General features: G+C 58.6%; 12 protein-coding genes and 2 pseudogenes. 2 read left to right on the top strand and 12 right to left on the bottom strand.

What is annotated here, in order from left to right; genetic code table 11:
- The first annotated feature begins 164 nt into the window (after positions 1-164).
- Complete coding sequence (locus MUBE_RS00480; RefSeq protein ID WP_116539052.1) at positions 165-398, top strand: hypothetical protein; 234 nt, start codon at positions 165-167, stop codon at positions 396-398.
- Positions 399-1,881: 1,483 nt separating this feature from the next.
- The gene (locus MUBE_RS14980) at positions 1,882-2,076 is read left to right on the top strand and encodes a hypothetical protein (RefSeq protein ID WP_133297004.1); all 195 of its coding nucleotides are present in this window, start codon (positions 1,882-1,884) and stop codon (positions 2,074-2,076) included.
- Between the two features lie 276 nt (positions 2,077-2,352).
- Here the strand turns inward: MUBE_RS14980 and MUBE_RS00470 are convergent, their stop codons facing one another.
- The 12 genes and pseudogenes from MUBE_RS00470 to wzt form a co-directional block, all read right to left on the bottom strand.
- A complete protein-coding gene (locus tag MUBE_RS00470; protein ID WP_116539278.1) occupies positions 2,353-5,538 on the bottom strand; it encodes an arabinosyltransferase domain-containing protein in 3,186 nt (1,061 codons plus the stop codon).
- A gap of 62 nt (positions 5,539-5,600) precedes the next feature.
- Entirely contained in the window at positions 5,601-8,918 is a 3,318-nt protein-coding gene (locus MUBE_RS00465; protein ID WP_116539050.1) for an arabinosyltransferase domain-containing protein, read from the bottom strand.
- A 1,276-nt stretch (positions 8,919-10,194) separates the two neighbouring features.
- Positions 10,195-10,471, bottom strand: a pseudogene (locus tag MUBE_RS00450) (ArsR/SmtB family transcription factor).
- Positions 10,472-10,578: 107 nt separating this feature from the next.
- Positions 10,579-13,794: an arabinosyltransferase domain-containing protein gene (locus MUBE_RS00445; RefSeq protein ID WP_116539277.1), complete on the bottom strand. Its 3,216-nt coding sequence runs from the start codon at positions 13,792-13,794 to the stop codon at positions 10,579-10,581.
- 131 nt (positions 13,795-13,925) lie between these two features.
- Positions 13,926-15,833: a galactan 5-O-arabinofuranosyltransferase gene (locus tag MUBE_RS00440; protein WP_116539048.1), complete on the bottom strand. Its 1,908-nt coding sequence runs from the start codon at positions 15,831-15,833 to the stop codon at positions 13,926-13,928.
- A 2-nt stretch (positions 15,834-15,835) separates the two neighbouring features.
- Positions 15,836-16,600 carry a decaprenylphospho-beta-D-erythro-pentofuranosid-2-ulose 2-reductase gene (dprE2, locus tag MUBE_RS00435; protein WP_116539047.1) on the bottom strand — a complete coding sequence of 255 codons (765 nt, stop codon included), beginning with the start codon at positions 16,598-16,600 and terminating at the stop codon, positions 15,836-15,838.
- The gene (gene dprE1, locus MUBE_RS00430) at positions 16,601-17,983 is read right to left on the bottom strand and encodes a decaprenylphosphoryl-beta-D-ribose oxidase (protein ID WP_116539046.1); all 1,383 of its coding nucleotides are present in this window, start codon (positions 17,981-17,983) and stop codon (positions 16,601-16,603) included.
- 66 nt (positions 17,984-18,049) lie between these two features.
- Complete coding sequence (locus MUBE_RS00425) at positions 18,050-18,421, bottom strand: GtrA family protein (protein WP_116539045.1); 372 nt, start codon at positions 18,419-18,421, stop codon at positions 18,050-18,052.
- A gap of 133 nt (positions 18,422-18,554) precedes the next feature.
- Positions 18,555-19,040, bottom strand: a pseudogene (locus MUBE_RS19210) (GreA/GreB family elongation factor).
- Between the two features lie 411 nt (positions 19,041-19,451).
- Positions 19,452-20,282 carry a galactan export ABC transporter permease subunit Wzm/RfbD gene (gene wzm, locus MUBE_RS00415; protein WP_116539276.1) on the bottom strand — a complete coding sequence of 277 codons (831 nt, stop codon included), beginning with the start codon at positions 20,280-20,282 and terminating at the stop codon, positions 19,452-19,454.
- An 87-nt stretch (positions 20,283-20,369) separates the two neighbouring features.
- Positions 20,370-21,290: a galactofuranosyltransferase GlfT1 gene (glfT1, locus tag MUBE_RS00410; RefSeq protein ID WP_116539044.1), complete on the bottom strand. Its 921-nt coding sequence runs from the start codon at positions 21,288-21,290 to the stop codon at positions 20,370-20,372.
- Complete coding sequence (wzt, locus tag MUBE_RS00405) at positions 21,283-22,125, bottom strand: galactan export ABC transporter ATP-binding subunit Wzt/RfbE (RefSeq protein WP_116539043.1); 843 nt, start codon at positions 22,123-22,125, stop codon at positions 21,283-21,285. Before wzt ends, glfT1 begins: the two co-directional genes overlap by 8 nt.
- Between the last annotated feature and the right edge of the window lie 13 nt (positions 22,126-22,138).

Here is a 22,138-nt window from a genome sequence, read left to right as displayed (position 1 = left end):
GTATCGCTCGATGCCTGGTCGGCTATCCCGGAGTTGGGATACGCGCTAGCGGATTGCGATGCGTGGGTGGTCATCCTGAATCTGGAACAGCTTGCCCGTCTTAGGTATCCGACAGATATCCAAGACGGTTTTACGTTACCAAGACAAGGCCGAATTAGGTCACTATGATCACGCTGACCTCGCTATTGTGGCTACTAGAGAAGGTGATCGGTGACTGCTCGGCTTGGGACGAGCTACCCGACGCGTTGTCGCATGACCTGCGGCTGGATCCAGATGCCAACATGACCATCTTCTACACTTTCTGGAACCACCGGAAAACTCAAGGGGGTCACTGGAAACGCATTGCAACGCTGTCACAGTCGCATTCGGGTCAAGATTTGGGCTCACTCGCACAGTAACTGCGCCGCGGCGAACAGACCACAATGCGCAGGAGAAATGAACTTTGTTGTCAGTGGTGTTGTTTCATGTGACTGGGTGATTGATGCTCTTCGATACCACGATTCTAGCCGGCGACCGTATCGCGCTAACGCCGCGTTGGGATCCCCTTGCGGCCCTCGGCCTGATTGAACGTGAACAGTGCACTACCATCCGTAACGTACCAATCATTGTCTGATAGGTCGTGCACCACCGTAACCATGCATAGTTAAATCTGTCATCGATCGAAACGGCCCACTACGGCGATACCGCGACAGTAGCAACGCTAGCACACCGGATTATCAACGCCTGGCTACACATCATATCCGCTTAGGATTAGGGGATGACTGCAACGTCTGACATCTTGACTATGCACGGTGAGCAAGACCATCTTGCTCACCTCGGTAGCTGTAGTCTAGCGTCACCGACCGGTGAGATGATTGTTGTTGATTCCAACGGAAAACTGTTGGGCCCGAACAGGTTGGCTAACTACGGGTACACGGGGCAAAAGTGGTTGCCGGCTACTGGAATAACCTTGTCACTACTGCTGATGCGTTCACCGATAGTTGACTGCAAACTGGGGATTTGGACCAAATAAGCCCCGAGGAGTATCTAACTAGCGTCGATCGCAGAAAAGACGTGCTCATCCCCTTTGAGGAGGCACCCGCCACGGTGATCCGCTTGACCCTCGACGCCGATATCAGTGATGCTGAACTGCACGTTCACCTCACTCAGCGGCTGGCCTGCTACAGGCTATACATATGTGTGTGATCTACAGAACGGGTACTGCGTGTGCGCCCAGCACCAGGGCCGTGAATACGTTCGCGTTGCTTCAGATACTCGAGTTTAGGACGGTGCCGATCTGCTCTCCGACTGCGGTGACGATGTCAACCAGGGAATCAGCTTCCCCGATGAACGAATTAACTTGTTGTACAAAATGGTTTTATACGTCGATGTCTTCAACACCGAAGGCATCGGCTCGACGGGCATCGTATGGATACAGGATTCTCTTCAGTAAGATCAGCAGTCGAGTCCCTTTTCGTAATTCGGCGATGTTGTCTCAAGTTCAGTTACGATGCGAATTAGGTGTACAAAAACGTTTCCACGCTGGCATGGAGAACCGGTGACACCAGGTTGTCGAGGAAGCTACCGAGTATGCGGCGGGTTAGGGAAGTCAATGTCCGCAATAACCCGAGCGTTAGCTATACGTCGGGTTGTCGGGCGGACCGGTGCTCCTGGTGTATACACTCGTGAATCTACTGGGAAGGTGCGGTGTCATAATAGTACTATGCGATGTCGGTAGCTCGGGTGAAGGGAAGGGATCCGATATTGAGATAACTTGGTAGTCAACCCAATTGAGTTTGCTCAAAGTGACTACCAGGGCATCACAGCTGAGAGTTTCGGCGCGTCGGATTAGACTGATCGCGACCGCGTAGTTAGTGAACCAGTACAGCTGAAATCAGTGCGATGTCTGTTCGCGGTACGCTTTGCCGGGTAATGCTATCCATCTTTGCCGCGGTGTTTTCCGTCGACTCCGAACTTTGCTTTGAGAAGACATATGGCACCTTGACAGCAGTAGCGGCTGAGCCGATCTCCACGTCTGTCTGGTTGCGTACCAAGTCGGCTGCTCCGACCAGCGTTACCAGGGTTGGTACCGGGTAGGCGCCAGCAGAACAACTTGACGGTCAGAATACGGTCGGAGGTATCGCGCAGTATCCTTTGGTAGGAGGTTCACTGATACAAGGCGGTTCGGTTGCCGGTAAGTCCGATGCCTTCGCCAGCACTGCCAGTCACATATGCTCAGGATTGTTTCGATATGTGTTGTTGAGCAGCATGTTCCAACTCCGAGAAGTTCGCCGGAGCACGGTCAAACACGTTGCCGCGATAGATCGCGTCTTGGTGATGGTGACCTTCGGCTTGGGCGGGGTGGTGGCGAAGTCACGGTTTAATTCGAATTTTGCCCGGCGACCACCATCCCTTGCGGATAACGGTGCCTAAGTCGAGCTGTGCAGGATGGGCATCCACGAGGGTGTCGAACTTACGCAGTGAACCCCAGTCACGACCCCAGTCGCGAGACAGATACGTCGACATCACTTGGGCTCGCAGCAGCAGGTCGGTGATGCCCAGCGGACCGCCGTTGGTACCGTCTTCCCAAGTGTCGGTGTCCATTTTCTTGGCCGAGTAGTCCGGTGTGATACGGAATTTCGGTATATCGGTGACGCCGTTAGCGTGCAGCATCGGCTGTTGACACGGAAACGCCAGCCCGACAGCCCAATCCAGTAACACCGGCTGTGACGAGCCAACGTACTCCTGTAGCGAGCGTAGCTCCGGCACCCGCGGTGGGGTCACCGCGATCCAGTCTTCTGGTGTCAGGGACAGGTTCTCGGCGACGACCCGGACCGCAACGGCATCGATAGGCATCTTGGATCGAGCGAAGCGCAGATTGCGCCACGCTTTTGGCTGCTCCCCGTATAGATCGTCAGGAATTAGCTGTCCCGCCGGCACCAGGCCGCCGTCAGGACCGGGTTTGCTGTATTCCAGCACGACGGTCTGCCCAGGCGTGTACCCGTGCAGCACGCTGTTACCAGCGATTTTTCCGGCAGCGGTCACCACCACCAGTGGATGTCTGTCGTCGGGTTTAGGCAGCTGGTACCACGCGGAAGTAAGTCTGCTCTGCTGTTGCGCACCGGCGGTGTAGGTGCCGGCCAGCGGCACCTGATTGGGGTTGAGACCGTAGGGCAGCGGGATTACAGACCCGTTAATGCCCGGTACTTGCAACTTCGTCGGGGCATCCCAGTCATAGTCAGTGCCAGGCTGATTAGGTGTTATTCGAATCGCCTCGGCCACCGTGTATTCTGGCACCCCGTTCGGTGTGAAGCCGATCGCGTTGACCCCACCTAGCGGTCCCAAAGGGCCGTAATTGCCGGGTAACGCAGTCAGATAGCCGGCGTTACTGTCCGGCTCGACGAGTGTGTCGTCGGCCAGGCCGCAACCGCCGGTTAACGCCCGTATGTTGGCCCACCCGTTGGAGTAGGTGGGGTACTGACGCACGATCCCGGCCACCATTGACGCGATGAACACCAGCGTCATGAACCCAGCCGCGAGCGGTATAGGCGCCCACAAAGACACCGTCAATACCCGGGTTAGCCGACCTTCCCTATGCTCGTTGGTTGCGAAATGCAAATAGGTTGCGTAGAGAGCGACAATCGCAAAAAGTATGAAAAATATTGTGCTTACTGTGATTCCACCAATGTGTGGCATGGTGCTGTTGAACGGAACACCATAGCTGGAGACGTACCACCAGCCATTGGTGGTTGCCAAACACAACGCCATGATGGATAACAACGCTGCCAAGAATGCCATCCGATTACGGGACCAGCGCAGCACTTTATGCGATACTAGCACAGTCGTCAGCGCGGCCATCGCGGCGCCCATCGTGGCGAACAGCCCGAAGTGGTGCACCCACTTGGTCGGGGCGAACGTCAAGAAGAACATGGTGCCTAGGATGGTGCTGATGAGCCGCCACGCCGGACCACATGCTACACGAGGAATCTGCTTGCGCCGCAATGTGATTAACACTGCAGTGAACAAGCACAGCGCGGTGATCAAGAAGCCGAATCGGCGTGACAACGAACCGTCTACGGTGGGCAGGATAAGATAGTAGTAGCGTAGATTCTCTGTGTACCATGCCTGCGCAGGTCCGATTGCGGTCCGAACCTTGGTGGCTTCCAATACCGTTGCTAGCGTCTGATCGGCGAATACCACCGTGAGAATGACGGTGCCAGCGGCCAGTAGCGGCGCAACCAACGGCCAGGTTCCTATGACCCGGTTCCTGCGCACCAAAACGCGTAGCATCGGCCGGCCGCCGGCAAGCAATGCTGCCACCGCGATCAGCCCGGTTGGCTGTATGCCTAATGTGAACGCCGCAGCCAGCACAGCCAGTGCTGCCGGTGTCATGCGGCCGTAGATGATGGCTCGCTCGATGAGCGCATAAGTGATTAGTGCGCCCAGTGCGATCTGCCCTTCAGGCCGCAGCCCATTGTTGAACGGCATCCACGCCGCCAACAACACCAACCCGGCGGCCCACAACGCGGGCTTGGAGCCTGCAACCGCGGGACCTAGTCGTGGCAGGACTTCGCGAGACAGCAGCAGCCAGCACGTCACTCCGCAGATCAAGTCGGGTAGACGGATCCAAATGCTGGCGTCGCTGACGTGGGTCATCAGCGCGAGCAGGTTGTAATACCAACCGAACGGGTCTTCCGGGCTGCCGAACCAGCGGAAGTAGTTCGCCATGTACCCGGAGTGGTCGGCGGTGCGCGCCATCTGCATCTGATAGCCGTCGTCGGAGGAGTTTGCGCCGATTACATGCCACAGCAGGAACCCGAATATCACCGCGGCATCGACTAATGTGAACGTGTGCCATCTGGCCGGAATCAACCTGTGCATCCGTCGGCCATCCAGCTGGTCTATGCGCCACAACGCTACCAGCGCGACGACGGTAGCCAAGATCGCCGCCACCATAGCAAACAGTTTTAGTGTCGTCGGCGTGCTGGAGAACCGGGTGTCGATAGTCGCCGAGAGTTGCAATCTGGGTGGCGCGGCACCGGTCAGATCGGTGAACACCCCGACAATTTGTGGACGAAGGTTCGGATCTGGAAAGCCGCCACGCAACGGATTGCCGGCTGGATCGGTGAGTCCGACGAAGGCGGCGAAGGTTCCGGCGTGCGTCGACGTGACTTTGATGCTGGAACATCTGGGGGCACCTGCATCTCCGATCACCTGATCACGCGGCACACTGAGAATCACTACATTGCGGTCGGTGACGTTTACCCACTGATTGCTGACTACGATGAACAACGCATTGAGGTTAGCGTCTTTACCCTGTTTGGGTGCGGTACCCAAGATTACCCCACCACTAGGCGGCAAGGCGGCGACCATAGCGCACGGCACGGTGGCGGTCATGTCGACTGGCGTCAACGAAATCAACGGTGCCGTCACATTATTTAATTGTCCGTTCTGTGGCCAGTTCAGTGTAGCGGTTGTCTGTACCACCGGTAGCAGCGGTGTCGCGACCGACAACACAAAGCCAACTAACCCAGCGATAGTGGCAACCCAGCGCGTCATCCACGCCTGACGGCTAGTATCCGTGACTGCGGTAACCACCTGGTCTTTGTGGTTTATCACACTCACGGCAGCACCCTAATCGGTCCTTGTCGGTTCCAGCCGGGCACTGTGATAACGCCATGCTCCACAACGGCCTCCGGCGCCTGGTCGGCGGGTACCAGCCGGTAATACTGTTCCACAGATCCCCAGTCCCGGTACCAGTCGCCACGCAGGTACGTCGAAATCGTCGAGGTTCGTAGTAACGCCTGTAGGAACAGGAACGGCCCACCAGCCTTGTTGGATTGCCACAGGTTCGACGATGCTGCTGTTTGTTTGCGGTCGGGCAGGATGCGGTACTGCGGGAGTTCGGCCATGCCCAGATGTTCGGAGAACGGTCGCTGGCAGGGTAGGTTTGCCGCGGTTGCGATGTCCATCAGCACCGGGGTCTGCGACCCGAGTAACTGCTGCAGAGTTTGCAAGACTGGTACCCGTGGCGGCGTGAATGCCAGCCACTGCTCTGGGCTCAGGTTCGGATCGTCAGCCACAATGCGTGCCACATTGGCTTCCTGCGGTGCCCAGGTCAGCGGGAACCGCAGATTGCGCCATGCCGGCTGTGGCCCGATGTCGATCGGCATTACCTGCGTGAGCGGCTGGATGGTGCCGTCGGCCTGGGTGACACCCCACTGCAGTTTGAGCGACTGTCCGTAGATGAAGTTGCCGTCCTCTTTGTAGGACCAGATGGCGCCCGCGGCAGAGACCGTCACTAGCGGTCGGTCCGCGATGCTCTCTTTCCAATGGAGAGGCAGCTGATACCAGGCCGAGGTGGCCGAGGCAGCGAGTGTGTTTTCGCCGTAGCTGCCCATCACCGGTGTGCGAGCCGGGTCCAGACCGAACGGCAGTGCCACATGCGACCCGTTCACCCCCACAGGACCTTTGCCGCCGGCGGTGCCTGCAGAGTCGCTGAAGGTGACGTTGGGTCTGTTGGGGGAGGCGTCGGAGTTGACCAATCCGGGTTTGCTCACCACTGGATCGGATTTCAGGTCGTACTTCACGCCGTCGGGTTTGAAGCCTATGGGGTTAATCCCGCCTAGCGGCCCGGCAGGACCGAAGGTTTGTCCCGGAACCGGTTGCAGCAGACCGGCATTGGGGTCAGGCTCAGTTAGTATGTCATCGGCCATCGCGCAGACGCGGGGTGCGAGCCCGGAACTGAGTGCAGCCAGGTTGGCCTTGGCAGTGGTGTAAAGTGGGTAACGGACCGCGGCCCCTTTGGCCAGCGAGCCGACTTCGCAGATGACCATTATCGACGCGACCGCCAGCAGCGGGGTAGTGGTAAGGAAACGGTTGCGTCGGGTGTTTTTGACTTCGGTGTGTTCGGCATAGTCGAGCCGGAAGTGTTGCCAGGCGGCCAGCAGCCCGGTAACGATTGACAACGTCAGGAATATCGACGTCACCGGGTGGTTAGCGATGACCGGCTGGATATCAAACCACGGAACTCCGTAGTTGCCGACGTAGAACCAGCCGTTTATGCCGGATGTGGCCCACGCCAGTACGAACAGCAGCGCGGTGATGTACAGCGTCAGGTTACGACGGTTGTTCAGGCTGATCCGGGCGAAGGCGAGTGTGGCGACAGCACCGAGCGCACCGGACAGTCCGGCGAACGCACCAAACTGGATGGCCCACTTGGTCGGCGTGAACGTTAACAGCAACAAGCCGACTGCGGTGGTGCTGATCAGTCGCCACGTCGGGCCGGTGGCTAACCCCGGTACACGGCCACGGCGCAGTACCACCACCAGCACGCCGAACAGGCACAATAGCAGCACCAGTACCGCGAACCGTCGGGTCATTGACCCGTCGGCGTTGGATTCCACCGTGAGGAAGTAGTAGCGCAGGAAGTCTTGATACCAGGCGATCGTCGGACCGACCTGGTACTTGATGCGCGCCGACTCCCCGACTGTGGCCAATGTTTGACTACGAAACACCACCAGGGTGATTAGCGACAAGGATGCCGCCAGCACCAGTAGTGGTGCCAGCAAGCCGTCGGTCGTCTGACGTCGCAGGATCGCTGTGCCGATGGCCCGCGCCCCGGTCAGCAGCGCGGCGACGGCGATCAACCCCTGCGGCGCTAGGGTGGCGGTCAGCATAGCGATGATTACCGCCACCGCGGCCGGAGCCAGTCGTTGCAACGCGATAGCGCGTTCCATCAGCACCCAGGTGACCAATCCGCCCAGCGCGATCAACGGCTCGGGCCGCAGGCCGTTGTTGAACGGCAGCCACGCGGCCAGGAACACCACACCCGTGGTGAGTACTGCCACCCGATTGGTCGACAGGCCACCCGTTCCGGGGCCTAGCCGCTGTAGCATCCAATGGCTGAGAATGAGCCAGCACGCGATCCCGGCCAATGTGGCCGGTAGCCGCATCCACACGCCGGCGGTGCTCACTGACGCCAATTTGGCTAGCACCGTGAGATACCAGTCGAACGGCGCCTCCGTCGTACCGAAATATCGATAGTAGTTGGCCACGTAGCCGGCTTTCGGCGCGATCCGCGCGACGGTCAGGTTGTAGCCGTCGTCCGAGGAGGTGGCGCCGATGATGTGCCACAACAGCAGTGTCGCGGTCACTCCCACGTCGGCGATAGTGGTCGTTAGGTCGGCACGCCACCGGGCCAGCCAAGCCATCGGGGCCCGCCACCGCCAGGTAACCAGGCGGTGGTTGCCCCGGCTGCGACGATCCAGAGAAGCCAGCCCGAGAATCCCGATCAGGACCGCCAGAGCACCCAACGTCATCGCGATCTGCTTGATTATGGTAGGCGCTGTGATGAATCGGGTGTCGATGTCGATGCGGGCCGACAACCCGGGCTGTACGGGCACCTTAAGATCGGTGAAAATCCCTCCGAACTGGGGTTTTTTTTCGGCAGGCAGAATTCCGGTGGCGCCTGGTATGCCGACGAAATTCACTCCTGTGTTGCGGGCGTCGGCCCAGATGTGCAACACGCTACAGGCGCCAGCTGCGACCGTTGAACGCGGCGCTAAAGCGGCGACCAAATCCCGGAACGCGACGGCGACCACATCTTTGTCGGCACGCACGAAGAGCCCGTTTTTACCATTGTCTATACCACCGGCGGGCAGTGTAGATAGTACCAGTCCGCCACTGGCCGGCAAGGTGGCTATGGCCGAGCAGGGGAGGGAGATATCCAGCGCGCGCGGCGCCCCGGACACCAGCGGAGCAGTGATCTGGGTGATGCGGCCATCCGTGGTGGTGCCTTGCGGCCACAGGATTGTCGCGGTGGTTTGTTTGACCGGAAGCAACGGAACCACGGCGCACAACAGTAGACCCGCGGTTCCCGCAACGACGGCGATCAACCGGATGATTCGCTGTGGTGGTTGATGACCGTCGTGGGGCACGAGGGTCGATCGTAAGCGACATTGCTATGTCCTATGAGGATGTGGTGTGATGCGGGCCTTAGCGGGATTGACTCAGTTGGGCAGCCAGTGCCGCCTTTCTGGCACCGACACGCTCCGGGATAGTCGCCGACCAGCCAGACATCGCTATCAAGAGTGCCTCGCTGGCGCCGGTGATCTCCGAGCTACGGCCGTGTACCCAATCGCAATTGAGGTCGGTGACGCATAGTCGTAGCCTCTGATCCGGCACCACGCGCCGAATCGGCGGTTATTTGGCACCAAGCCGAGAACACGGCTCAGCCGATCGGCGGAAACGATGCGGGGTTGGCCCAAAGCGCACCGGATGTCTTGGTGATGGATTTGTGCCATCGACGAGTCCGGTTATTCCGTCGAAAACCGCGGTAAACCTCTTGCGGCTCGAGGTGATTAATCCAAGAAGTCGAGCAACTTCTTGGGAAGGAATAGTGTAGCGCATTCATCGACTCCACCTGGTTAGCTCGCGCCAGCCAGCCTTTCGCGAATCGCTTTAGCAGTCTCGTCGCGCCAAGTCCTTCATAGTTTGGTCATATGCGCGACAGCATCTTCGACACTTCATCCGACGCCGAAGCTAGATGCCTGTCATTGTTGCGGCAACAAAGTTACCAGGAACGTAGCGAGGTTGGTTCACTCGGTGCGAGTCATGTTCGTCAGAGTGGATTCATTACGGATCTCGTTTGCTGCCATCATCGCACTTAGACATCGAACAGGTGGGTGTAGCGATCCAAAGCACAGCGGCCATCCCGCCTCGTCTGTCGATGTTGTCGACAACCGGCTGTCAGCTCGGCTCGTGGTGGTCCAGATGGCAGTGTGTGAGGTTGACGCGCGTGCGTTGGTTAGACACTGCGGTAAGGCGCACTTCGACTCCGCTAGTCTTGGGCCAATCAGTTCCAAGCTGCTAGATTGTTAAGTTAAACACCATCTGGTGGGGAGACTCGTAGACCACTACCTGTGCCCATTGTCATATGTTGCCGCCACCGCCGCGATCATAGAGAAGATGTGCTTCTCCACCTGACAGTCAAATACTGTTTCATCGATCAGGATGGCTGGTAAGTTGTGTTATCGATCAGGATGGCTGGTAAGTTGTGTTAATGTGGCTTTGAGGTCGCCGAACTGGTCGACGAAGACCAGCAAATGTGCGCTCGATCAGAGCGTTGAGATAGCCTGGTGCTGGATGGTGGGAGTTCGCAGTCCTATTTGATTTAGTTTTGGTGAACTGTGGGCGCTCCGCGTATATCCGGGTCTAGGTGTCCAGGGCTTGCGTCCAGAACCGGTCGAGATTGGTACGTAACGCTTCAGGACCGGTTGGATCGAGCTGGTATACGCGACGTATTCCCGGACGCGGTAGTGTGCGTCAGTCCGGCAGACTTGAGTATTTTGAGGTGCTGCGACACAGCTGGTCTGTGGATTGGCAGGTTGCGGGCCAATTCACAGACGGCCAATGAGCCATGCGCAAGGTGCTTGACAATCTCTCGTCGTGTCCCGTCGGCCAGGGCTAGCCACCTCACCATCTGGGCCATTTCTCGGTGAATGACCACCATATAGTAAGTCCATAAGGTCATAGGTTTACGGGTAGTGTTCCTCAAATAATACTCAATTATGTCCGGCGGTTCTCCGGGTACCATTACTAATGGCGAAGTGGAGCGGGGTTCCACAGACTGCTGCGCGTGGTTGTGCCTAGCGACAGACGAGCGGGCTGAGCTTTGGGGTAGTAGGGCGTCAAGCGTTGCAATGCACCCCAGTCGCGGGACCAGTCGTCTTTGAGATAGCTGGCTACCGTGGTCGCCTTTACCAACAACTCTGTGACACCTAGCGGACCGCCACCGTTGTTATCCATCACCGGTGAGTTGGCTTCGGCGCCGAACCGGTCCGGCAGAATGCGCCACTTCGGCGTTTCGTCGACACCATATTGATGGTCGAACGGGCGCTGGCAGGGGAATGCCAGACCCACCAGCCAGTCCAGGAACACCGGGTCCTGGGAGCCAACCACATCCTGCAGAGTGCGTAACTGTGGAATCCGCGGCGGAGTGAGGGCAATCCAATGCTGTGGCGCTAAGTCCTCGTCGTCGGCGACTAAGCGGACCTGGGTCGCAGTGTTTGGGATCGCCGACATAGGCAGCCGGAGGTTGCGCCAGGCTGGCGACGCTCCGACATCGGAGAATTGCAATGACCCACCGGGCTGTCCGCTGGCCGCTCCGCTATCGGTGGCCCATTGCAGCTTCACCTCGTGTCGGTCGAAACGGCCGGCCGCACTCACGACCAGCAATGGCCCGACCTGTTCCAGCGTTGGTAGTCGGTACCAGCCTGACCGCAGTCTGGCGACCACCTGAATGCCGGACTGCCAGCTGCCCAGCACTGGTGTGCGAGCTGGATCTAAATTATAGGGAAGCTGGGCACGGGAGCCGTTGATTCCTGGTGTGGAGTTGGTGCCGCCTTTGTTGCCGGCCGCATCGCCGGTGATCGCCCCGTTTTCGTTGACGAAACTGTGGTCGCCCGGACGTTCCATCACCGGGTCTGCTGACACGTCGGCGGGAATTCCGTTGGCCGTGAAGGCTTCCGATAAGCCCACCCCCAGTGCATCGGCTACCGGAGAGGACACCGGGAGCAACATGCTGGCGTTGGGATCTTGCTCGACCAATACGTCTTCGGCCAGTCCACAGGTCTGGCCGGTTAACGTCTGTAAGTTGGACCGGCCCACCGTCCATGCCGGGTATTGGTCGATCATCGCCAGGGTCAGTGATGTCACCTCGAATATGACCAGCGCCCAGGTCGCAATTGCCAACGGGGACTGAACGATTCTGGCTATTCGTGCTCCGAACCGAGTTTTGGCAGGTCCGTTAGTGGTAGCAACGAAGTGAAACCAGGCCGCCAGTAACAGTACCATCACTGTGAGATCGAGTAGTGCGGTGGTTAGCGAGTATCGCAGCCTCGGGAACGAGTTTGACCATGGCACACCAAAATTGGATACATACCACCAGCCGTTGACGCTCGCAAACGACAACGCCACCACGAACAGCACCACAGCGGCGAACACGGTGCGGTTGCGTCGTGACCGCAGTGCTGCACTGGTCGCCGCGACTGCGGCCAGTGCTCCCAGTGAGCCGGCCAGCCCAGCGAACACCCCAAAGTGGTGTGTCCACTTGGTTGGGGTGAACATCATCGCCAGAAAGGAGATGACGGTGATGCCGATAATGCGGCGGCTCGGCCCAGCCGCAAGGCCCGGAATTCTCCTCTTGCGCAACGACATTGTTACCGCCACCGCGAGCGCGACAAGCAATGCCAGCACGGCAAAGCGGCGGGCGACCGACCCGTCGGGGCTAGCCATGAATAGCCGCTCGTAACGGATGTGCTCGTCAAACCATCTCAGGCTGGGGCCGACGGCGTGCTTAAGCAAGCTGGCCTGGCTCTCGCTGGCAAACGTCTGGTCTCGGAAGATCAGGATTGTGGTGACGGTGGCCGCAGCCAGGATGGGTGCCACCAACGGTAACGCGCCGAATTGCTTGGAGCGACGGTGCAGGATGGTCAACAATGGCCCGATGGCGACCAGCAACGCACCAATGGAGACGATACCTGTTGGTCCGGAGAATAGGGTCAGCGCACCGACGATACAGGCGACCGCCACCGGCAGCAGGCGACTGGTGGCTACCGCACGTTCCACCGAACACCAGGTCAGTAGAATACCCAGGGCGATGATTGGCTCCGGCCGCAGGCCGTTGTCCAGCGGTAACCACACCGCGAGGAACATGCCCGCCGCAGTCCACGCCGCGGCCCTGCTGGTCTTGGCGGCGTGTCCCAGTCGGGGAATGATCTCCCTGCTGATCAGCCACCAGCAGGTCAGCGCCATCGCCAGGGTCGGTAACCGCATCCAGATGCTGGTGGTAGTAACGTGCGCCCACAGTGCCAGCAAGTCGTAATACCAGCCGAACGGTGCTTCGGGAGTGCCGAACCACCGATAGTAGTTGGCCATGTAGCCAGCATGCTCGGATACTCGAGCCATCGTCAGGATGTAACCGTCGTCGGATGTGTTGGCACCAACGAAATGCCACCACACTAGTACGGCGATGACCAAGGCATCCAGACCGCCGATGGACCACCAGCGGGAGGGTAGGAACCGTCGATGCTGGGTGCCATCGGCGGTGTCAAGCATGTGCAATGAGACCAGGGCAGCACCAGTCAGCACCACACCGATGATCATCGCGATCATCTTCAACGGTGTCGGGCTGCTGCTGTAACGAGTGTCGATGGTTGCAGAGAAACTTAGGCCCGGCGGGACCGGCCCGGATAGATCAGTGAACACCCCGACGATCTGAGGTCGGAAATCGTAACCACTACGCTCACCACGTAGCGGGGAGCCAGGATGTTCAGCATGGGGCCCTTGAGTCGTCAACCCAACAAAATCGGCATTAACCCGATCAAAGTGTGCGGTGAACGTCAAGCGTTGGCAAGCCGGGCTGAGCACTTGGCTCATTGGGGCACCGACCACCGGGACGTTGCGGACCACGAGTACCAGGTCGTCGTTGGCGCGTTGGATAAGTAGCCCCCGGTCGACGGCCTTCGGGGCTTGCTTGGGCACGGTCGATAGCAGCACGGTCCGACTTGCGCTTTGTGGTCCTGCCAGCCCAGCAGCGGCCGCACATGGCACGGTGACGTGCAGTTCGGTGGCCACATACCCGATCAGTGGCGCTTCGACACTCTCGAACGTGCCGTTCTGCGGCCAGTTCAATTGGGCGGTAGTTTGGTTGACCGGCAGAAATGGGGTTGCTACTGCTAGTAGGGCCCCAAGCAGGCCGGCGATCACGGCAACGAGGCGGGCGATACGATGGTTTGCTCCCGCGTCGTTCACGGAGGTTGATGCTAGCTTTACATCGGTGCGTGCTGCGCTGCGGCGCGAGGTGAAAATACCACCTGTTTGTGGGGGAGAACAGGGCGATTGGGCTAGTTGTTGGACCGCATCAGGCGCAGTTTCGGTAGCCATCAGGTGTTACCCATCGGCTTGCGGATGGCCAGCACAAACGGTCCGATGTTTTGCACGGCGAAACGTTGGTCCCCGAAGAGGGCCGACGGTAGATCGACAGTGTAGCGACGGACGTTGGGCTGGTTGGGGTATACGTCTTTGGCTAATCGCAAGGTGTAAGTGTTGCCTACGCCGCGACGCATGATGAATACCGTCGGCGGCGGCCAGGGCAACGTGTCCAGCGCATAGATGAGCTCGTCGGCCGTCGTGAACCTGGACCATTGCTGAATGTGAGCGGATCGCAAGTCAAACTGTGCCAGCGGGTTGGCATAATGGGACGTCAATCCCTGAAAGCCCCAGTAGGGGTAGTAGGACAGGAAGCTGTAGTCGGCGGTGAGCACGACGGTCTGATCGCGTGGTTTGCCGGTAACACGCAGGACGGCCTCGTCGATGGCACAGTAGTATTTTTCGGAGCCCGCCGGTCGCCGATCGCCGCGTTGGCCGTGGCCGTCGGTGTCGGTGTAGGCGATGGTGAGATCTGGTCGCAGCACGCCGGGAATATCCTGGCTGAACGCGATTGCGCCGGCCAATCCGACGGCGCCGGCGACCGGTAGTACGGCTTGGTTGCGCTTGGCCAACGTCTGCACGGTTTCGACAAAGCCGAATACTCCGGCGGCAACCAGCAGCACGGTCAGTGTTGGCTGCAGTCGGAATGACAGCAGCGTGGTGTGTGCCAATGTGGTCAGCATCGACAACAGTGACCATAGGTAGACGGCCAACACGCCGATCGCTAGTGCACTTGCCTGCACCGACGAGCTCGTGCGTCCTACCAGCCACAGGGTGCCCAGCAAGCAGATCATCCCAAGCAGAGAGAACTGCAGCATCGGGAAGGTGAGTTTGGCGCCGTCGGCTGGCAGGTAGTGCTGGGCGCTGCCGGTGTCACTGATCGGGGCATGGGCTGCCCGCACCAAGAATGGCAGCCAGGTGGTGGCTCCGATGGCCGTCGCGATGACGACGATAACGGCAAGCCGGCGCAGTGGGTCGAAGGTTGCCCGGACATCCGCGCGGTACCAGCGCGCCCCGGCTAGTAGCAGGGCCATCAATCCCACGGTGAACGCCGTGTAGGCAAATAACAGAGTATACCAGGTAGCGGCGAAGCCCAGGAATAGGCCGGCGGCGATGACCGCAGCCCATCCTGCTCCGCCTGGTGTGAGCGTGTGGACAGCTGCACGTTCGCGGTCAGTAGCACGGAGACCCGACCACGTCAAGACCAGAACTGGAGGCAGCAACACCGTAATCATTGCGGCGTAGGGTTCCGGCGAACTGTAGGCTAGCGTGACCGCCGTGGTGGCGATGGTGACAAGCACGGCGTACTCGAAGCGGATCATCCGCCACCACATCACCAGCGCAACGGCGACCGCGATAGTTATGGACGTGATTGCCCACGGCTTGAAAATCTCCCAGGCCGTGGTTCCAGTTAGCGCCGCGGCGCGTCCGCCGATCCAAAACCAGCCTGGCGGGTAGAACGGTGGGAGCCCTATATAAGTCATGTCTTGCAGGGCGGCGCTGTCAGTGAGCCTGGTCAGATATTCGGTGCGGAACTGTTGGTCGACGGAGATGCCGAATAGATACAGCTTGGTGGCTCCTAGCGGCATGCCCAGCGTCACTACAGTGAAGGCGGATACGAGAACGAGCCCACCTAATTGGGCGAAACGCCGGAATCGCCCAGCCCGCCACGCCCAGACGACGGTTAACAGCCCGGTCAAGCAACCGAATTGGCCGACTGTGATTAGCGCATGCAGCTGGTTGGACGATGGAAAAGCCGGCCATTGCACCTGAGCAATGGCAATTAGCGACACCACGGCTACCCCGCTAGCCACCAAGACAGCCAACGCCATCTGGCCGAGGCTGGCCAGTGCATTACGCATGGTCAGATTGGCAGTTTGCGGAAGATGCTCCGCGGAATATGTCGCAACACCATCATCACATAACGGAATGTTGCTGGTGCCCAAACTAATTCCTTACCTTTAGCGGCTGCGGTCACCGCGAGGTTGGCGACGTACTCCTTGTCGACGGTCAGCGGGGCTTTCTTGACGTGCGCACTCATTCGGGTACGTACCTGGCCGGGACGGATCACCAGAACGCGAACGCCGTATTCGTGTAAAGCCTCTGACAATCCTAGATAGAAACCGTCTAAGCCGGCCTTGGTGGAACCGTAGACGAAGTTGGATCGGCGCACTCGTTCAGCGGCGGCAGAACTCATAGCGATAATCTGGCCGAACCCCTGCGCACGCATTTTCTCGCCTAGCAGAACACCTACGGAAACTGCTGCGGTGTAGTTTATTTCAGCGATTTGCACAGCCTTGTGTTGGTTCTGCCATAATTCTTCTGCGTCGCCGAGTAAACCGAACGCGACAATGGCCACATCGACATCGCCTCCGGTAAAGGCCTGCTTGATCATCTTTGGATGGCTGTCGGTGTCTAGTGCTTCGAAATTGAGCAGCTCTACCGATCGCGCGCCTGCAACTGTCATCTGTGTTACTGCGTCGTCACGGCCCGGGTCGTCAGGCATAGCGGCCAGCACGATCCGAGCGGGGGCGTTGCGCAGGTAGCGCTCGCAAATGGCCAGCCCGATCTCGGAGGTGCCGCCGAGCAGTAGCACCGTCTGGGGGTTTCCTACGGCGTCGAGCACCATTTAGAGTAGCTCCAAACGTCGGGCCATGTCGGAGGCGAAAACCCGCAAGGGGTCGACCTTGCGACGTACAGCGATCCACTCATCGATGCGCGGGTACATGGCGTGAAAGGTGTCAGCGGTGGTACGGGAGTCCTTGGCAGTGTAGAGCCGGCCGCCGAATTCCATGACACGGCGGTCCAGTTCGGTGACAAACTCATTGAGTCCGGGTTTGATCGGGAAGTCCACGCAGATATTCCAGCCTGGGATAGGGAAGCTCAGCGGTGCTTGGTTGCTGGGACCGAACAGCTTAAACACGTTGAGAAATGAATAGTGGTCACTGGCTTGGATTTCACCGATGATTCTCTTAAACTCGTCGATTGCTTCGGTAGGTATCACGAACTGGTATTGTAGAAAGCCTGCTGCACCGTAGGCACGGTTCCATTTGCCGAACATGTCCAATGGGTGGTAAAATTGCGTCAGATTTTGGATCTTGCCGCGATAGGTTCCGGATTTGCGATGCCAGAGTGCACTGATGGGCCCGAAGGTGTATTTGTTGGCCAGCCCGTTCGGAAAAATATCGGGCAGAGTAAATAATTGTGGAGCATCGAATTTCAGTGGGTTGCGCCGCAGTTTTGCGGGCAACTGCCCGATGGTGGCTAAGCAGCCGCGTGATACCGCCGCACGGCCCAATTTCGGAGAAGCGCTGATGGTGTCAAACCAAGCGCTGGAGTAAGTGTAGTCTGCTTCACTGCCGTTGCTATGCAATGCGATGGTTTCGTCTAGGCTGGTGGTGACGTCGCCGTCGGCAAGGAAATAGGCCGTTTCGGTCGGTGTCATTTCGATGGTAGCTCGCATGATAATGCCAGTTAGGCCGTTGCCGCCGACGGTGGCCCAGAACAGTTCGGAATCCGCACCTACTGGCATGAGTCGGTGCACCTCTCCGCTGGCGGTCAGCAACTCCATGCTACGCACGTGGTTGCCAAAGCTTCCCGCGCTGTGATGATTCTTGCCGTGGATGTCGCACGCGATCGCACCGCCGACAGTGACCTGCCGGGTACCCGGCAGCACCGGGATCCACAAGCCGAACGGCAGGGCCGCCTTCATCAGTTTATCTAGGTTAACGCCGGCGTCGACGTCGACCAATTTGGTGTCGGCGTTAATGGAGTGGATGGTGTTCAGCGGGGTCATGTCGATCACCAACCCACCGCCGTTTTGCGCGTTGTCGCCGTAGGATCGGCCCAGCCCGCGAGCGATCACCCCTCGACCGCCAGCGTCGGCGACTCGGGCCACTGCCTTGGCGATTAGTTCGGCATCAAGAGTGCGTAGCACGTTTGCTACCGATGGTGCGGTGCGTCCCCATCCGGTCAGTCGGGTTGGGGTGGTGGAAACTTCCATGCTCAACATCGTCAAAGAGAGTACCGCTTGGTCCGGCGACGATACAGGACACTTCCAGTCGGTGGCTAGGTTGGCTTAGCGGATCCGGAAGATTACGGTTCGTTGCACGATGAAATTGATCGCTGTGGCGATACCCTGTGCAATCACGAAGGCGACAGATATTGCCCACGGTCGTTGGTAGTGGAACAGGAAAAGGCAGAAATGATTGAGCCCAACCTGCACAGCGAAAGTGATCCCGTAAAGAGCTATGACCGCGGCAAACCGGGTGGTGCTCGGTGAAGCTTGGAACGTCCATCGACGGTTGATTAGGTAGGCGGTGATGGTGCCAATGACGACGCTGGTGGATTTTGCCAGATCGACCTGCAAGCATGCCCCAAGATAGAGCGTCACGTAGACGCTGAAGTCAACAGCCGCCGCCAAGACGCCGGTAACGATGAAGCGTAGCATTTGCGTCGTTAGGCTCAGATGTGGGTGCGAAGCAGTCGTAGATTCTGGGGGGACCATCAGGGGTTCCATTGGAGGTGAGTTTAATGGGGTCTCGGGGTTATTTTCCGGGTTTTGAATGATTCTCGGCGCAACGTTAGGTGGGTAACTTCACCGCGATTAGCTGGATCCGGTTTGTTCCCTGCGGTGTGGAGTCGGTCGTTGTATCCTCCGGTTGGTGTTCGGCCAAGTCCTGTCCTAACGGACTGCGTGTGGTCAATGTCTGGGCTTCATGGCTGACGGAGTCTACTTCCACGATGGAGATCACGTGTATGACGACGACCTCTCCGTCCGGGAAACCGCAATGTCATCTCGGCATCGTTGGGCAGCACTGGTTCTATTAATCGACCCACTACAGGTCGGCCTGCAGTTGACGGTCCAGTCCGTTGATCCGGTCGCTGAGGACGACGAGTTCATCAGCTTGTTGTAGCGTTTCAGCCGCATCTCTGTGATCGCCGATAATACCGCAGTCGTTCTTGACCTCAACCTCGAGCCGATCGTGGCGCTGCCGCAGTCGGTCTAGCTCTGTGGCGAGGTAATCTCGCGACGCATTTGTCAGACCCCGTTGTTTGTACTTCTTCATTAACGACTATCGGCCTTTCGCGGCGCGCCGGTGACTGTCTTGTTACCGAGCGTCTAGCTTGCTTTGCTCGGTCTTGGGTTGCCCGATTACTTATGTGTGCAGCGAATTCGATTCGTAGTTTTGCAGTGTGACATCATTACGGCGCAGTCTCCATGAACATTCGACAAGCAGTTTGCAGTCGGTTATATACCGGGATACCTACTTGGTCGGCGGTTCTATCATCTGTTGCGACGTTGGTAGCAGCACAGTCATTCGGCCGTTGCCTGTACGCTGAGTGTGGGTCGCGGTGCGATCACGCGAGCAAGGGTTGTTATACAGCATCTTTCATTTTCCCGGCGAACCACGGCTCATCCTGGGAGGCCAGCCTGCTGGCTAGTTGGGTTAGGCCTTCGTCGGACGCGGCAGGCCGGACTACACCCAGTAAGGCACTCGAGCACGGTATTGTCGCATCGCGAACACTGCCAGTAGCCATCCGACGGCTGTTAGTGCCACCACCACTGCCCAATGCCGCAACTCCTGGTGAGCACCCAGCAGTGGTGCACGCACTATATCAAGGTAGTGCAGCAGTGGGTTGAGTTCGACGATGCTCAACAAGTGTCCCGCGCCCTGCTGCTGTAGCGTGTCGTCGTTCCAGATGATTGGCGTCATAAAAAACAGCAACTGTACAACGGAGAACAGCAGGGGGCCGATGTCGCGGTAGCGGGTTGCCAGGATACCGAAACATAGTGACACCCAAACACTATTGAGGACGATCAGCGTCAGCGCCGGAAAGACCGATAGATCGGCCCATGACCACGGTTTGGGGAAGATGATCGCAACAACGATATAGATGACGATGTTATGCGCGAATAAAATCATCTGTCGCCACATCAGCCGGTAGACGTGCACACTCAACGGCGTGGGTAACTGCTTGATCAGGCCCTCGTTGGCGACGAACACTTCGGCACCCTCTAGTATTGCGGTGTTGATCAAATTCCAGATGATCAACCCGAGAGTGACGTACGGTAGGTGCACAGCCAGTTCCAGGTGAAACAGCTTCGAATACAGCCCGCCCATTGCAACGGCGGTAGTCCCGGTCGCGATGGTGATCCAGAATGGTCCTAGCACCGAGCGGCGGTAGCGCTGCTTGATATCCTGCCAGCCCAGGTGTAACCACAGTTCGTGGCGGTGGAAGCCCTCGATCAGATCACTTCGAGCGCGAGCAAGGGTCCGTGACTGTGTCGCTGCATCGATAGACGTTATGTGCACCGCTCCTCCTCGTTTTGTCTCCTGCAAGCGGGCGGGGTGTCTTCCTCTGAGGATGCCCCACTGCATGGTCGCCGGTGCGCATCATGAGGATATTCTCATGTCGGGATTGTAAAATTTTTCGCGACGTCCCAAGCGACGCAAGCGGATCCACTCCCGTAACCCCTTGAGATCGCGGCGGGTCACCAGGAAGAACCAGCCGAACCGAAGCCATTCCTGGGCCAGCAGCTTGCGTAGACCCGGTTGTGCCAGCAGATAACCGCGATTGCGGTAGGTAAAGAACCGCTTAAGGGGATCGTCGGGATACTGAGTGTGCATGCGGCCGCCCAGGATCGGCCGGAATTCATCGGATCCGCCGGGATGCAGGTAGATCGTATCCAGGCAGGTCCCGAACGGTAGGCCGGATCGTGCGAGCCGGCGATGTAACTCCACCTCGTCGCCGCGAATGAAAAGTCGCATATCCGGAACGCCGATCGAGTCTAAGGTGGACGCCCGGAACAGCGCGCCATTGAATAGCGACGCGATTCCCCGCAGTAGATCCTGTCCCTCTTTGGTGCGTAATTCACTTGTGCACCTTCGCCATACCAAGCCACTTCGCAACGGAAAAGCAAGCTGTTCCGGGTCGTCGGAATTGCACACTATCGGCGACACCTCGGCCAGGCCGTACTTGTTGGCGCAAGCTAATAAGGTCGCCAGCACCCGAGTGTCCTGTGGGCGCCCGTCATCGTCGGCTAGCCAAACCCAATCAGCACCCTGCGCCAATGCGTGCAATATGCCGAGTGCGAAACCTCCTGCCCCGCCAAGGTTTCGGCGTGATCTTAAGTAAATGGTTGGGATTGGTTGGTCGGCAACAAGATTGCACACTCTGCTATCTCCGGCATCGTCATTATCCACCACGATCAAGTGATCAGGCAACCGAGTCTGGGTGCTCAGCACATCCAGTGATTTGGCCAGCTCGATGGGACGTCGGCGGGTAACCACGACAGCGAAGACGGATTCACTCATTTCTGGAAGTTTTTTGCACAACAGTGTTATTAGCTAGAGTCGTGTCCAAGGTTTCGGCCATCACTTCACGCACATGTCGGGCTGCATCCTCGCCTTCGTAAGCGCGCACTACATCTTCGATACCGCCGGACAGCTTGATAACTCCGTGGTCGATCCACATCGCAGTCTTGCACAGTCGGGCCAGAAACTCGTTGGAATGGCTAGCGAAGACCAGGATTCCAGAGCGCTTCACCAAACTCTGCAGGCGGAACTGTGCTTTCTTCAAGAAGTCGGCGTCCACCGCACCGATCCCTTCATCGAGCAGTAAGATTTCGGGGTCGATACTGGTGACCACGCCCATCGCTAGCCGAACTCGCATCCCGGTGGAATACGTGCGTAGCGGCATGGACAGATAATCGCCGAGTTCGGTGAACTCAGCGATCTCGTCCACTTTGCTTAGCATCTGCTTGCGGGTCTGCCCAAGGAACAGGCCGCGGATGATGATGTTCTCGTAGCCAGAGATTTCGGGGTCCATGCCAATCCCGAGATCGAAAACCGGTGCTACTCGGCCGGTGACCTTCGCCCTACCGCGGGTGGGCTCGTAGATGCCCGAAAGCAGGCGCAGCAGTGTCGATTTACCGGCGCCGTTGTGCCCAACCAAACCCACTCGGTCACCCAAGCTCAGCGACATCGTGATGTTCCGCAATGCCTCGATGACGACGACGTTGGAGTTGTTGCGCCCGACGGTGCCACCCGCCTTACCCAGTACGGCTTTCTTCAACGAACGCGACTTGGCGTCAAAAATAGGAAATTCTACCCACGCATTGCTTGTCTCGATACGAGGAGCCGACACTATGAGCTACTTTAAG

The organism is Mycobacterium uberis (assembly GCF_003408705.1).
Taxonomy (GTDB): domain Bacteria; phylum Actinomycetota; class Actinomycetes; order Mycobacteriales; family Mycobacteriaceae; genus Mycobacterium; species Mycobacterium uberis.
Note: the sequence above shows the minus strand (reverse complement) of the source record. Positions and strands in the feature narration are given on the sequence as shown.